The organism is Photobacterium kishitanii, assembly GCF_003026355.1.
Classification (GTDB): Bacteria; Pseudomonadota; Gammaproteobacteria; order Enterobacterales; family Vibrionaceae; genus Photobacterium; species Photobacterium kishitanii.
On record NZ_PYON01000021.1, the window covers coordinates 22,308 to 37,509 of the forward strand.

The 15,202-nt window shown below is 41.6% G+C and carries 14 protein-coding genes; 10 read left to right on the forward strand and 4 right to left on the reverse strand.

Going from position 1 to position 15,202, the window contains the following annotated elements:
- Positions 1-33: 33 nt before the first annotated feature.
- The 3 genes from rlmA to C0W29_RS18175 all read left to right on the forward strand — a co-directional run bounded on the left by rlmA (position 34) and on the right by C0W29_RS18175 (position 2,628).
- Complete coding sequence (gene rlmA / locus C0W29_RS18165) at positions 34-855, forward strand: 23S rRNA (guanine(745)-N(1))-methyltransferase (RefSeq protein ID WP_045043856.1); 822 nt, start codon at positions 34-36, stop codon at positions 853-855.
- 114 nt (positions 856-969) lie between these two features.
- Positions 970-1,929 (forward strand): ChaN family lipoprotein, encoded by a 960-nt coding sequence (locus tag C0W29_RS18170; protein ID WP_045045681.1) that lies wholly within the window; start codon positions 970-972, stop codon positions 1,927-1,929.
- Positions 1,930-2,319: 390 nt separating this feature from the next.
- Positions 2,320-2,628: a DUF6172 family protein gene (locus C0W29_RS18175; protein WP_036793565.1), complete on the forward strand. Its 309-nt coding sequence runs from the start codon at positions 2,320-2,322 to the stop codon at positions 2,626-2,628.
- A 97-nt stretch (positions 2,629-2,725) separates the two neighbouring features.
- Here the strand turns inward: C0W29_RS18175 and yfbV are convergent, their stop codons facing one another.
- Positions 2,726-3,175 (reverse strand): terminus macrodomain insulation protein YfbV, encoded by a 450-nt coding sequence (gene yfbV / locus C0W29_RS18180; protein ID WP_036793563.1) that lies wholly within the window; start codon positions 3,173-3,175, stop codon positions 2,726-2,728.
- Positions 3,176-3,511: 336 nt separating this feature from the next.
- On the opposite strand from yfbV, the gene C0W29_RS18185 reads away from it, so the two are divergent.
- The 4 genes from C0W29_RS18185 (at position 3,512) to C0W29_RS18200 (ending at position 8,219) form a co-directional block, all read left to right on the forward strand.
- On the forward strand, positions 3,512-4,708 hold the full coding sequence (locus C0W29_RS18185) for an acetate kinase (protein ID WP_036793561.1): 1,197 nt from the start codon (positions 3,512-3,514) through the stop codon (positions 4,706-4,708).
- A 178-nt stretch (positions 4,709-4,886) separates the two neighbouring features.
- Positions 4,887-7,019 carry a phosphate acetyltransferase gene (pta, locus tag C0W29_RS18190; RefSeq protein ID WP_036796255.1) on the forward strand — a complete coding sequence of 711 codons (2,133 nt, stop codon included), beginning with the start codon at positions 4,887-4,889 and terminating at the stop codon, positions 7,017-7,019.
- A gap of 132 nt (positions 7,020-7,151) precedes the next feature.
- Entirely contained in the window at positions 7,152-7,913 is a 762-nt protein-coding gene (locus C0W29_RS18195; RefSeq protein WP_045045682.1) for a sulfite exporter TauE/SafE family protein, read from the forward strand.
- 30 nt (positions 7,914-7,943) lie between these two features.
- Positions 7,944-8,219 carry an Rdx family protein gene (locus tag C0W29_RS18200; RefSeq protein ID WP_045045683.1) on the forward strand — a complete coding sequence of 92 codons (276 nt, stop codon included), beginning with the start codon at positions 7,944-7,946 and terminating at the stop codon, positions 8,217-8,219.
- Positions 8,220-8,286: 67 nt separating this feature from the next.
- Here C0W29_RS18200 and yfcE read toward each other — a convergent pair whose 3' ends face one another.
- A complete protein-coding gene (yfcE, locus tag C0W29_RS18205; RefSeq protein ID WP_045045684.1) occupies positions 8,287-8,835 on the reverse strand; it encodes a phosphodiesterase in 549 nt (182 codons plus the stop codon).
- Positions 8,836-9,069: 234 nt separating this feature from the next.
- Here yfcE and C0W29_RS18210 point away from each other — a divergent pair, with 234 nt between their 5' ends.
- Positions 9,070-9,972, forward strand: a complete 903-nt coding sequence (locus tag C0W29_RS18210; RefSeq protein ID WP_036793553.1) for a TIGR01777 family oxidoreductase — start codon at positions 9,070-9,072, stop codon at positions 9,970-9,972.
- 323 nt (positions 9,973-10,295) lie between these two features.
- Here the strand turns inward: C0W29_RS18210 and C0W29_RS18215 are convergent, their stop codons facing one another.
- Positions 10,296-12,773, reverse strand: coding sequence for an ABC transporter permease (locus C0W29_RS18215; RefSeq protein WP_045045685.1), 2,478 nt, complete (start codon positions 12,771-12,773; stop codon positions 10,296-10,298).
- Positions 12,766-13,464 (reverse strand): ABC transporter ATP-binding protein, encoded by a 699-nt coding sequence (locus C0W29_RS18220; protein WP_045045686.1) that lies wholly within the window; start codon positions 13,462-13,464, stop codon positions 12,766-12,768. The genes C0W29_RS18215 and C0W29_RS18220 overlap by 8 nt, the downstream gene beginning before the upstream one ends.
- On the opposite strand from C0W29_RS18220, the gene tesA reads away from it, so the two are divergent.
- The gene (tesA, locus tag C0W29_RS18225; RefSeq protein ID WP_036793549.1) at positions 13,463-14,077 is read left to right on the forward strand and encodes a multifunctional acyl-CoA thioesterase I/protease I/lysophospholipase L1; all 615 of its coding nucleotides are present in this window, start codon (positions 13,463-13,465) and stop codon (positions 14,075-14,077) included. The genes C0W29_RS18220 and tesA overlap by 2 nt on opposite strands.
- Positions 14,074-14,901 (forward strand): SDR family oxidoreductase, encoded by an 828-nt coding sequence (locus tag C0W29_RS18230; protein WP_045045687.1) that lies wholly within the window; start codon positions 14,074-14,076, stop codon positions 14,899-14,901. The genes tesA and C0W29_RS18230 overlap by 4 nt, the downstream gene beginning before the upstream one ends.
- The last annotated feature ends 301 nt before the right edge of the window (positions 14,902-15,202 follow it).

Genomic DNA, 15,202 nt, shown 5'->3' on the forward strand with positions numbered 1-15,202 from the left:
CTCTACGGCTGTTTTTCAGCTTTGGTCTATTACATGTCTTATCAATGCCCTTTATGTCACCTGCCACTTACTATGGACGCTAACAGCACATCATATCGCTGTAGTAATAATCACCAGTTTGATCAGGCCAAAGAAGGCTATGTAAACCTGATGCCAGCCCATCATAAAAGTTCGAAAAATCCAGGTGATAATAAAGAAATGATGCAAGCGCGACGCTTGTTTCTTAATACTGACCATTACCAGCCATTGCGTGATGCGGTTATGGCACAGTTACGTCAGCACTTACCTCAGGATGCAACTCAACTACTTGATATCGGTTGTGGTGAAGGGTATTACACTTCAGAGTTTGTGCAATTACGTCAGCAATTTCCAGAGATCACTGTCCACGGTTTAGATATTTCAAAAGTTGCCGTTAAGTATGCAGCTAAACGCTACCATGATTGTGATTTCTGTGTCGCATCGAGTCACCGCTTACCGTTTGCTGATCATTTTTTTGATGGTGTCGTTCGTATTTATGCACCCTGTAAAGGTGAAGAATTATATCGTGCGATAAAATCCGGTGGCATCTTAGTTGCGGTAACACCTGCCCCACGTCATTTATATCAGCTTAAAGAATTGATCTATGATGGTGTCAACTTACATGATGTTCCAGTAGAAAATATTGATGGTTTTGAATTAGTGATTGATGAACAGCTGCACTATGACATGACATTAAGTGGTGAAGAAGCAACTGCATTAATGCAAATGACTCCTTTTGCATGGAAAACCTCAGATCAAGTTTGGCAACAACTAGCTCAAACTCAAAATTTTGACTGTGAAGCTGATTTTGCTATTCGTGTCTATCGCCGTCAGTAAGTTATTTTAAAACAAATTACCCCACAACACAGATAAGATTGATTATCATTTACTATTGATAATCAATCTCGTTACATTTATTATTTATCGTTTATTCTTTTCGGTATAATAATAATGAAGTCATTGATTTATGTTGGTCTAGCAAGCTTATTAGTTGGTTGTGCATCTCCACCACAAGCAAACATTCCCTCACCAACCACTAGCCCCATAGCAACAATGTATGATTACACCATCGCTACTCCTCAAGGCGAACCTCTTTCTATTTCCCAATTAGCACAAGCCTTACAACAAGCCGATATTGTTTTAGTCGGTGAATGGCATAGCCACCCTGCTGCCCACCTTTTACAAGCTCAATTAATGGCGGCACTTTACCAACAAAACCCACATTTAACGTTATCGATGGAACAATTTACCCGCGATAAACAAACCGTCGTTAATCGCTACTTAGCTGGCGAAATTGGTGAAAAAACCTTAGTCAAAGAAGCAAATGCATGGCCAAATTACGACAGTGATTATCGCCCATTAGTAGAATTTGCTAAACGCAATCACTTAGATGTGCTCGCCGCCAATGCACCGAAATCGATTGTGCGTTGTGTTGGTCGTCAAGGAGCGGATTATCTTGATAAGCTACCGACTAATGAGCGGTTATGGGTTGCACGTTCATTAACATTAACCCCTGACAATTATCAGCAAACATTTATTGACTCGATGCACCATGGCAATGAAGCACAAACAAAACGTCAGTTTGCAGCTCAAACGACTTGGGATGACACCATGGCAGAAACAATGGTCGACTATTTAAAACAACATCCTCAGCAAAAAATCATCCACGTTGCTGGACGGTTTCATACTACGGAAGGACTCGGTACAGCGTCACGCATCACAGCCCGTAACCCCAAGCTGAAAGTGATGATGGTAACTCCAATTTCAGATCAAGTATCATTACACGCTGGCGCGCAAGATTTCACCGTAAAGATGCAACCACTGCCACAACGGTATGTACAAAAAGATAAGATGATGGCGGCAATGAAGGCCATGGGACAAAGAAATAGTGATTTGAAATGTTACAAATAACGCAATAATTCGCAAATTACTAACGCTAGAAAGAGGAGAACCCCATCGGCGGCCAAGCAGTTGGGGTTCTTAGAGAGATAACAGCTATACCTCTAGTTGCCAAGTAATTATACCTCAACAACCTGTTTATTGCCTGAATAGCTACCTAATATTGAGGAAACAGCCCTTTCAATACCGATAAAGAATAACGTTACTGCTATGCTATAACGCTTTTTTACTACCCAGATATAGATAAGACCGCAGTTGCTATAATTAGTTGCAAAAAAGAGTCTGATAACTGAATATTTTTTTATCGCATCAATTTCAGCCTTACCCCATCGCTACCCACGACAATTTGCAGTAAAATAAATACAGAGCTCTTTTCTTTGAGCCAAATTAATTAGGAAAACAATGAAAAAAACATTTGCTTTAACTCATCCCAAAAAAGCGGCTGCTCGTGTTGTGGAATCAATTAAACACGATGTGAAGAAATACATTCGTCGTGAGCGTAACAAAACACTACCTGCTGGTACTGATTTTTGGGATTTTGATTGCAAGTTTGGTCATACCGAGCAAGAAGCAAAAGTTATTCACGTAAAAGAAATCAACAAGTACATTGATGAAGCTGAAAAGCTAGAACTACCATCATTATACTTAGAGATCCTGGCAAAGCCTGCAACACGTGCATCACGTCCAGATTTTGATTTCGACGAAGAATAATCGCTCATTAGCCATTGTTTAATGTGCTATAAGAACCAAACAAAAAAGAGTCGTATTATCGACTCTTTTTTATTACCTCAAAAATACCATTAACCACCTAAAACCAACGATCTAATGCATGTCTATCTAATTGCTTAAATGCGCGATTTAATACATCAGCTAATTCTTGATAGCGCGGCTGAGATTTCTTAGGCTGCATCGCATGGCCTTCACTGACTATCTTTTGATAAATTTCGCTATACCACTTTGCTAATGATGGCGGCAACGTCGTTTGGCTACGCTTACCTAACCACCACAAGCCTTGCAGTGGCATCGATATTGCCAGTAACGCAATCGCAATCGCTTGCGGCATCGCATCATAATTATGAAATGCCATTTGAGTCAGAATACTGATCGCAGCGACTGCGGGCATCACTTTAGTCGCAAATTGGGTGGCCTTAATATACCGTTGCTCTGGGAACACAGCCGCTAGCTCTTTACGCATAGGCCATGTCGTCATGTAATGCTGACCATTCTGAAAGTGTTTCCACATTGTATGTTGAGCCATAATGCACCACTCATCAAAAAAAATTATAACATTTAAAAAAAATACACAACAAACTTGATTCAAATTAAAAATTTCTAAAAATCTTTTTGTTATATTGCGTAACAATCGGTTATTCTAGGCAAGCCTAAATGTAATTGTTGCCGTTAATGACCTTAACTGCAAGCTAGGCTCTGTCAAGGATGACCCAGAATTAGAGGTAACTCAATTCTATTTCTCAGGAAAGAGCGTGATTTTCTCCTCTAGTAAGACGACCAATAAAAACTCGTCTATTCTAGGGGTACTTTTTTATTCAAAAATGAATATCAACTTTCAGACAGATTATAGGTAGTCACTCTCATGTCTAAGCTGGTTTTAGTTCTAAACTGCGGTAGTTCATCTCTTAAGTTCGCAATCATTGATCCAGTATCAGGTGAAGAACATCTTTCAGGTCTAGCAGAATGTCTAGGTCTTCCTGAAGCTCGTATCAAGTGGAAACTTGATGGTAAGCACGAAGCTCAACTAGGTGACGGCGCTGCTCATGAAGAAGCTCTAGCATTCATGGTTGACACTATTCTTGCTTCTAAGCCAGAGCTTAAAGAAGCACTAGGTGCAATCGGTCACCGTATCGTTCATGGTGGCGAGCAGTTCTCTGCATCAGCACTTATTGATGATGTTGTACTTCAAGGTATCGTTGATGCGTCTGATTTCGCACCACTGCATAACCCTGCACACGTTATCGGTATCGAAGCAGCTAAGCACAACTTTGCTGGTCTGAAAAACGTTGCGGTATTTGACACAGCTTTCCATCAGACAATGCCTGAAGAAGCGTTCTTATATGCAATTCCTTACCGTCTATACAAAGAAAACGGTATCCGTCGTTACGGCGCACACGGTACATCTCACCGTTTCATCGCTCGTGAAACAGCGATCCTTCTAGACAAGCCTCTTGATGAACTAAACATCATCAACTGTCACCTAGGTAACGGCGCATCTGTATGTGCAATCAAAGGCGGTAAATCTGTAGATATCTCTATGGGTCTGACTCCTCTTGAAGGTCTAGTAATGGGCACACGTTGTGGTGACCTTGATCCAGCAGTTATGTTCCACCTACACGATCGTCTAGGTATGAGCGTTGCTGAAATCAACACTATGTTCACTAAAGAGTCTGGCCTACTAGGTCTTACTGGTGTGACTTCTGACTGTCGTTTCGTTGAAGAAAACTACGGTACTAAAGAAGAAGCTACACGTGCAATGGACGTATTCTGTCACCGTCTAGCTAAGTATGTTGCAAGCTACGCAGCAACAATGGAAGGCCGTCTAGATGCAATCGTATTCACTGGTGGTATCGGTGAAAACTCTGCACCAATCCGTGAGATGGTTCTTAACCGTCTAGCTATCTTCGGTATCGAAGTAGACAACGAAGCGAACCTTAAAGCACGTTTCGGCGGCGAAGGTGTTATCACTACTGCAAACAGCCGCATTCCTGCAATGGTTGTTTCAACTAACGAAGAATTAGTAATCGCAGAAGACACAGCGCTTCTAGCTGAGATCTAATCTTACGATTTATAAAACGGCTGGCCTTTTAGTCAGCCGTTTCTCCATGACATTTTGTCATATTTTACTGTGGTGCTGCTCTATGATTATTCTGCTTTAAGCAATTAAAGTCGAATTGTTATTGAACAGTGCTGTATCGATTCAATAGTTAGAGGAATCTATAGTGTCTCGTACTATTATGCTTATCCCAGTTGGCGCTGGTGTTGGTCTAACAAGTGTTAGTCTTGGTGTACTTCGTGCAATGGAGCGCAAAGGCGTTCGTGTTTCTTTCTTCAAACCAATCGCTCAACCACGTCATGGTGACGATCAACCTGATTTAACAACCACGATCATTCGTGCAAATAGCACCATGGAATTGGCTGACCCATTCTCAATGGCAAGCGCTGAAGAATTGATCCGTAACGATAAAACTGACGTTCTACTTGAAGATATCGTTGCTCGTTTCAAGGCAGCAACAGCTAACGCTGAAGTGGCTCTTATTGAAGGTCTAGTACCAACACGTAAGCACCCATTTGCTAACCAGATCAACTACGAAATTGCTAAAACATTAGATGCAGAAATCGTATTTGTTGTTTCTCCTGGTACAGATAACCCAGCACAACTTAAAGAGCGTATCGAAGTAGCATGTTCTAACTTCGGCGGTATTAAGAACAAGCAAATCTCTGGCGTTATTGTTAACAAACTAAACGCACCAGTTGATGCTGAAGGTCGTACTCGTCCAGATCTTTCTGAGATCTTTGACGATGTTGAAGGCACTGTTCCTTCAAATGTTGAAATCATGCAAGTGTTCAACTCTAGCCCTATTCGTGTACTTGGTTGTGCACCTTGGAGCGCAGAGCTAATCGCTACACGTGCAACTGATATTGCTCAGCACCTAAACGCTGAAATCATCAACGCTGGTGACATCGAAACTCGTCGTATTAAGAGCATCACTTTCTGTGCACGCTCTATCCCTAATATGGTTGAGCACTTCCGTCCAGGTTCATTATTAGTAACTTCAGCTGACCGTCCAGACGTTATTGTTGCTGCATGTCTTGCTGCAATGAACGGCGTTGAAATCGGTGCACTATTACTGACTGGTGGTTACGATCTACCTAAACCAGTAATGGATCTATGTGAGCGTGCATTCGCAACTGGCCTACCTGTAATGACTGCGCTAGGTAACACTTGGCAGACATCGCTTAATCTACAGAGCTTCACGCTAGAAGTACCTGCAGATGATAAAGAGCGCGTAGAGCTAGTTAACGAGTACATGGCAAGCCACATCGATGGTAACTGGATTGAGTCTCTATCTGAAGGTTCAACTCGTGAGCGTCGTTTAAGCCCACCAGCATTCCGTTACCAGTTAACTGAACTTGCTCGTAAAGCTGCTAAGCGTATCGTTCTTCCTGAAGGTGATGAGCCACGTACAGTTAAAGCTGCGGCTATCTGTGCTGAGCGCGGTATCGCTGAATGTGTGCTTCTAGGTAACCCAGAACAAATCCGTCGTGTTGCAGAGCAACAAGGTGTGGTTCTAGGTGCTGGCGTAACTATCATCAACTCTGATGAAGTACGTGAGAACTATGTTGCTCGTTTAGTCGAGCTTCGTGGCGCAAAAGGTATGACTGATGTTGTAGCACGTGAGAAACTACAAGATTCAGTATTCCTTGGCACAATGATGCTTGAGAATGGCGAAGTTGACGGTCTTGTTTCAGGTGCGGTTCACACCACAGCGAACACTATCGTTCCTCCATTCCAAATCATCAAGACTGCACCTGATGCGTCTATCGTATCTTCTGTATTCTTCATGCTACTACCTGACCAAGTATTGGTTTACGGTGACTGTGCGATCAACCCAGATCCAACAGCTGAGCAACTTGCTGAAATCGCTATCCAATCTGCAGATTCTGCAAAAGCATTTGGTATCGAACCACGCGTAGCAATGATCTCTTACTCTACTGGTACTTCTGGTAAAGGCGCAGACGTTGATAAAGTACGTGAAGCAACTAAACTTGCTCAAGAGAAGCGTCCAGATCTAATCATCGACGGTCCTCTACAGTACGATGCCGCTATCATGGAAAACGTTGCTGCTTCTAAAGCACCAAACTCTCCAGTCGCTGGTAAAGCAACTGTGTTTGTATTCCCAGACCTAAACACTGGTAACACAACCTACAAAGCTGTACAACGTTCTGCAGATCTAGTATCTATCGGTCCAATGCTTCAAGGCATGCGTAAGCCAGTTAACGACCTTTCTCGTGGCGCACTAGTAGACGATATCGTTTACACAGTTGCACTTACTGCGATTCAGGCTGAACAAGCTAACGCTAAGTAAGTTATTGCTTACTTAACCGTTCTAACGCCCCAGCACGAAAATTTTGTGCTGGGGCGTTTTTTATTGCTGGCAACTGCCAATTTAAGCCTTTATGCTAATTGTCTACTTTATGGTTAAGGACAACCACATAGCATGGATGCACTCAATACATTAGGGCTTTTTGTTGGCTCTTTAATTGCAAATACTCTCGCCTCACTCTCTGGTGGTGGCGCAGGATTAATCCAATTTCCACTACTTATTTTTCTCGGCCTTCCCTTTAGTATTGCCCTCGCAACCCATAAAATAGCCAGCGTTGCCTTAGGCATTGGTGCCACTGTTAACCATATTCGTAATGGTAACTTGGCATGGAAACTCACCCTTTATGTGATTGTCGTTGGTACATTTGGCGTCATACTTGGGGCCAACCTCATCCTTTTAATTCCAGTTAAATTTGCCGAAGCCGCGTTAGGCGCACTGATCATTAGCCTTGGTATTTATTCAGTTACCAGCAAAGAGCTTGGGCAAATATCAGCCCCACAACACCGTAATAGCATTGGGTTTATCATTGGCGCAATTGCCTTATTTATCATTGGTATTATCAACGGTTCACTGACTGCTGGCAGTGGTTTATTTGTGACCTTATTCTTAGTGCGCTGGTTTGGGTGCGACTACAAACAAGCGGTTGCTATAACACTCGTCAGTGTCGGCTTATGCTGGAATGCTATCGGTGCCGTAGCTATCTACCAAGCAGGCGCAACAATTTACTGGCCATGGCTACCGGTGTTATTAGTCGGTTCATTATGCGGTGGTTATCTCGGCGCGCATCTTGCCCATCAACGCAGTAATCAATTAATTAAACGTTGCTTTGAAGCCTTAACCTTTGTGATTGGCTTTAAATTATTACTCGATCTTTAATAACAGCCATTAGCTCAAGCAGGAATAATCATGAATAAAGCCACTATTGATATTTATTATTGTCGTCAGTGTAATTGGATGCTGCGAGCAACATGGATGACCCAAGAATTACTCCATACTTTTAGCGAAGAAATTACCACCATTAGTCTTCATCCAGACACAGGGGGTCGATTTGAAATCCACTGTAATGGTCAGCTTATTTGGGAACGCAAACGCGATGGTGGTTTTCCTGATGCGAAACAACTTAAACAAAGTATTCGCGATGTGATTGATCCAGAGCGAGATTTAGGCCATATCGATAGATAGCGACTACCAACAAAAAAGCGCATATTCGAATTATCGAGCATGCGCTTTTTTAGCTATTAGTGACACTCTAGCTCAGTACTGTCTGCGCTAAAACTTCATCATCAAAACTTACAACAGCTAAATCATTACCATCAAGCAAACCATAACTCGCGGGTAAACCATTACGTGGGATCGCGACTGAACCAGGATTAAACACATAGTAATCCCCTTTTAGTTCAGCGACAGGAATATGGGTATGCCCCGAGACAATCACATCACCCGCCATTAACTGAGGATGCTTATCAGCATTGTAAATGTGGCCATGGGTTAAAAACAATCGGCGTCCATCGGCTAACATTACCAAGTTATAATCAGCCATCATCGGAAAATCCAACAGCATTTGATCAACTTCACTGTCGCAATTACCTCGTACTGCTGTAATGCAAGCAGCATATTGATTAAGTAATTCAGCGACTTTAATCGGATCATAACCTTCAGGTAAGGCATTTCTTGGGCCATGATTAAGAATATCACCAAGTAAAATAAGATACTTAGCGCCACTTTTTTCAAAAGCCGCAATTGCTTTCTCGGCGCTGGCTAAGCTGCCGTGAATATCTGATGCAAAAAATAATTTCATTATTAAGCCCAGCCAAAATCATAAATATATCGGCTCAGTCTACGTGAGCATTTACCAAAAAACCATGCTCGTTCCTAATAGAGCATCACAATATCTCTGTCCATGCTATCGTATTAATCCACATCATTTATACTGTGAAGTAACAATCATAGGAGAGCATTATCTTTGACTCTTACTTGCTTCCCTACCACGTTAATTTAAGATGATAGACTAATAGCATAAGGGAGTAGCTCGATGAATATCTTAGTGACAGGCGCAACAGGACTGATTGGCAAAGCATTACTGCCACATTTAAATCACGATGCAATTACGGTACTTAGCCGTAACCCAACGCGCGCCTATCAAAGCTTGGGTCATCATATTCATGCTATTGATTCACTTGATAATCTCGAAAACTTAGATCAATTTGATGTGGTAATTAATCTCGCTGGCGAACCAATTATGGGCAAACGTTGGAGTGATAACCAAAAAAGTATCATTCAACATAGCCGCTGGGATCTCACTCAACAACTGGTTGATAAAATAAATAATGGCACCAATCCTCCCCACACTTTCATCAGTGGCTCTGCTGTTGGCATTTATGGTGATAATCAAGATAAGTCGATTGATGAAACAACCCCGATTACGGTTAACGATAATGATTTTTCCCAACAAGTCTGTTTACGCTGGGAGCAAATAGCCTTACAAGCGCAATCAACTCAAACTCGAGTATGTATTCTAAGAACTGGTATAGTACTAACAAAACAAGGTGGCGCATTAGCAAAAATGCTGTTGCCTTACCAACTAGGGCTTGGCGGAAAAATCGGCGCAGGTAACCAATATTTTCCTTGGATCCACCTCCACGATATGATCAAAGGCATTTTATTTGTGCTCAATCATGCTGACGCACAAGGGGTGTTTAACTTTACAGCACCTAACCCTGTGACCAATAAAGCCTTTAGCCAAACACTCGCGACTACCCTTAAAAGGCCGCACTTTTTATGTACCCCTGCATGGGTATTAAAATTAGGGTTAGGGGAATCATCACAACTATTACTTGATAGCCAACGAGCATTGCCAAATAAGCTTCTGGCCGAAGGGTTTCATTTTAGCTTCCCAAGCATTGAGCAAGCATTGAAACAAACCTTGTGTGATTGATTAAATATGTTAGTACAAGCAAAGTAGGACTGATTAACAGCCCTATCGAGTAATAAATCTATAATAAATTCATCAAATATTAGGCCTAAAGATCTTGCCATAATTGCTTTCAACCAATAACATACATAACAAATACAACATTTGAGTTTATTATGTTAGATCTAACCAATCCTACCGTTATTAAATCTCTTATATTTTTAAGTATTGAATCTATCGTTTTGATTTTAATGGTATCACTACCTATTTTATTAACATCAGCACTAATTATTAAAAATATTCGATCTTTTTTAATTCAAACAAATAAATGAGTCTCACCAACTTAATCACCGCAACGGCAACAGCAACTTCTTAATCTGCGACCGCGACACCAGATACACCAGCCCAATAGCAAGCATAGGTAAACCAAACCACATCAGTGGGTGCAAGCTAAACGGTAACTCAAAACCTTTGACCACCAGCAAGCCCACCACAAATTCAGCCCCAACTGCAGCTATCACACCAGCGAGTAATGCGATAATGCCGTATTCAAACCACAAGGTCGCAGCAATACGTTTTCGACTGGCGCCTAACGTTCGGTATAACTGAATTTCCGTTTGGCGATCTGAAATACTCAGTCGTAATAGAGTCATAATCAGCAATAAACCACTGACAACGCCTAAGCCTGCAAGCACCGTCAACGACCAGCTCACTTGGGCTAATAAGCCTTGAATACGGGTTGCCATCATCCGTAAATCAAGCACACTCACGGTTGGGTACTGGCTAGCTAAAGTATTTAATAATTCGCTTTGTTGCTCGCTAACACGGAAACTCACTAACCCTGTCGCAGGGAATGTCTGCAACACATCTGGCGTGAATATGAAATAAAAATTTGGCTTCATGTTACGCCATTCGACATCACGAATACTGTTAGCAATAGCAGTAAACTCTAACCCGCCGACCGTAAATGTTAGCTTATCGCCGACGTTAATATGTAGACGTTTGGCAATTCCAGATTCCACTGATACGCCAGCTTTATCACCCCATTGCCCTTCAGTCACCACATTATGGCTTGGCAGTTCATCTGCCCAAGTGAAGTTAAGCTCACGCCTTAATGCTGGATCTTTTTGTTCATTATTAATCTCACTGTTTGTTTCGACTTGCTCTGTTGCTGTTGGTGAGGAGTAAAAATGTTTATCATTAATTGCCACTAACCGCCCACGCGTCACCGGATAAGCTTCAGAGCGGATTAATTTGGCATTATCTAAATAAGTTAAATAGCCTTGCTGTTGCTCTGGAGCAATATTAAGCGCAAACACATTTGGTGCATCAGCAGGTAACGTATTTTTCCAATCTGTGAGTAACTCATTACGTAATAGCCCAATCACAGCAAGCAACATCAATGAGCAAGTTAACGCTACCAACTGAGCCGCAGTTTTAGCTTTACTGCGATTGACACGGCTTAGCGCTAAGCTATAAGCGGCACCTAATTTCAATTTTTGTAATAAAACGATAGCAGCGCCCCCCACTAACGTTAACACCACCAGTAACGCTGCGATGCCACCTAGAGTTAACCACACAAACATATTACTGCCGATCCATAATATTGCCGCCAATACAGGAAAAAGTAGTAATAACCACGGTAAACGAATCGATGTAGACTCGATGGTTGATGCTTGTATTGAATTATTCGCCGATGTTTGCACTAACCGTGACAACGGTATCCCTAATGCAGGTAATGCAATTAACAGCGCCACCGATAAACTGATTCCTAATGGCGCAAATCCCATTGTTGGTAACTGCTCCGGCAATAGATTTTGTAAGGGGTAACGCAATAACCACTCTAGCCCAACTCCTAACGTTAAACCGATAACTATCGCCACCATAAACACCAACCCGATTTGAGTTAACAACCAGCGCCATAAAAAACCTTTCGTCGCACCAAGGCTTTTCATCATTGCCACCGCAGTTTTACGAGTAACAGCATAATGTTGACAAGTAAGCACTAAGGTCGCCGCAGCCATTAACACCACTAGCACTAAGGTAAGCGATAAATATTGACGCGCACGCTCAATAAAATCCCCACTGCGTCCTGCATCATTTTCAGTTAACCACCGTTGGCTTGGGGTTAGAGTGAACCGCTGACGAATATTCTCTAATGCCTTATCTGAACCAGAGAAATAATAACGATAGCTGATTCGACTACCGAGCTGAATTCCCCCCACGGCTGCGATATCTTGCTGATGGATCAAAACAGTTGGCATTTGACTAAAAGGATTAAACGATAACTCAGGATCTTGACGAATACGTCCACTTACTTTGAGCTCCGCATCACCTAACATCAACACATCGCCAATATTAATATCTAATAATGAAAATAACCGTTCCTCCAGCCATAATTCATTTGGGTTAACATGCTGCGGTAATAATTTTTTAGCTGCAGGTTGAAGGGTTAATTGACCTCGTAATGGAAAACTCGAATCGATGGCTTTTACACTGACTAATTGCATACCATTATCACTAAATGCCATGGTGCCAAAACGGGTTTGTTGTGACATCTGTACTGCATCGGTTTGGATCGCTTTAAACTGTGAGCTATAAACGGGCTGCGAAGAAACTAACACCATATCAGCAGCCAGCGCTGATCGTCCTTGATCAACAATGATCGCTTCAACTCGACTAACTAAAGCTGATAACGCAAACACACAAGCAATAATTAAGCTCAAAGCTAAAGTAACTAACCACAATTGACCTTGGCTAATTTCACGCCACGCCCACCGTACAATAAATGATCTTTTAGTCGCCATAATTGAAAGATTAGACATCGCGTTCTTCCCTGCTTACTTCCTTATTTAATACGCCGTTATCTAACCGCATGACCCGATCACAACGTGCAGCTAACACATCATCATGGGTCACTAATACCAGTGTAGTACCACTGTCCCGATTAAGTTCAAACAACAACTCAATGATCATCGCCGCAGTTTGTTGATCTAAATTACCCGTAGGTTCATCAGCAAACAGAATTTTAGGTTTGATCATAAATGCCCGCGCTAATGCCACCCGTTGTTGCTCGCCACCGGATAATTGGCTTGGCAAATGGGTTTCTCGTCCTTGCAAGCCGACCACGGCTAACAATTGTTTACCGCGTTCAATATCAATATCCTGATTTTTAATTAAACACGGTAAAGTGACATTTTCTAATGCGGTTAAGGTTGGCAGCAATAAGAAGTTTTGAAATACAAATCCAATTGATTCACTACGTAATAGTGCTCGTTGCTCATCATTCAATTGATTAAGACAATGACCTAATAATTCAATCTCTCCCGTTGTCGCAACATCTAACCCCGCCAGTAAAGTCATCAGAGTTGATTTACCAGCGCCAGATACTCCCACTAACGCAATTGACTCTCCTTGCTCGACCTCAAGTGAAACATCCTGCAGAATAGTCATCGACGACAAGGCTGTCGTAACCTGTTTAGAGACAGAATGTGCTTTTATTACGGAGATTGACATGATACGAATCCTTTCATTAATAATGCTGTTATTTTCCTCAACAGCATTTAGTCAAACACTATTAGTCTTAGGCGATAGCTTAAGTGCTGGCTATCAAATGCCTGCGGATAAAAGTTGGCCAACACTACTACCAGAAATATTAGCCCAACAATCCCAACCGACTACAGTCATCAATGCCAGTATCTCCGGCGATACCAGTGGTAACGGTCTAGCGCGTCTTCCCCAGTTACTCACGCAATATAAGCCAGATGTAGTATTAATCGAACTAGGGGCCAATGATGGTTTACGCGGCTTTGCACCTAAAATATTACGCAATAATTTAAGCCAAATAATCACTTTAATTAAAAAAGTGGGATCACAGCCGTTATTAATGCAAATTGAAATCCCACCGAACTATGGCAAACGCTATACCGAATTATTTAGTAATACTTACCCTAACCTGAGCCAATCGTTTAATGTACCGCTATTGCCTTTTTTTCTTATCGATATCATTGTTAAACCTCAGTTGATGATGAAAGATGGACTTCATCCAACAGCTGAAGCACAACCACTTATTGCACAATTTATGGCTCAACAACTTAAACCCTATCTCAACAAGGAAAGCGTACAGTGACACAATCTATTTTAATTACAGGCTGTAGTTCTGGTATTGGCTATTACTGCGCTGCCGAACTCAATAAGCTAGGTTATAACGTGATCGCCAGTTGCCGCCAACTACGTGATGTTGAACGGTTAAATAATCAAGGAATCAATTGTATTCAACTTGATCTTAACTGCTCTGAATCCATTGATCGCGGCCTAAAACAAGCATTAGTGCTGGCTAATGGCCAATTAGATATGTTATTTAACAACGCAGCTTACGGGCAACCGGGAGCATTAGAGGATTTACCAACAGACGCATTACGCGCCCAATTTGAAACTAACTTTTTTGGTTGGCATCAACTTACTCGACTTGTGATCCCACTGATGCTGCAACAAGGCCACGGCAAAATCATTCAAAATAGTTCAGTACTAGGTTTAGTCGCGATGAAATATCGTGGGGCATATAACGCCAGTAAATTTGCCCTTGAAGGTTATACTGATACTCTCCGATTAGAACTTGCCCACACTCCAATCAAGATTGCCTTAATAGAACCAGGGCCAATTGAAAGCCATTTTCGACAAAATGCTAAGCAACAATTTGAACAACATATTGATATTAACCACTCACGCCATCAAGCCGCTTATCAACAAACATTACATCGATTAGGCTCATCTAGCCCTAATAATAAGTTCACTTTAGGCCCTGAAGCTGTATTTAAGCAAGTGTTAGCTATAATTAACAGCAAGCACCCAAAAGCACGTTATTACGTTACTCAACCAACTCATATTTTTGGTTTTCTTCGCCGTATATTGCCAACAAAGTGGTTAGATAAACTACTAATAAAGAGTAATTAGTCAAATATAGGCCATAATAGCAGCGTTTATTATGGCTGATTTTTTCGGTTATTTTCAAATGACATGGTGATAAAAACAACAACTGAAAATTCAATATCGGTATATCTCCCTAATTTAAGCTCTTAAAGTTAAATAAATAGCCTTTAAATCGATATAACCTCACCTCCACTACAAAAACCATAATAACGTCACATTAGTGTCACAATAAAGCGCTACAGTAGCTTTAAGTCAAAAGACTCATATCATCATAAACTTTCTTATCTGAGGTGTAGTATGTCGTTGCGCCAAATTAATATTATCT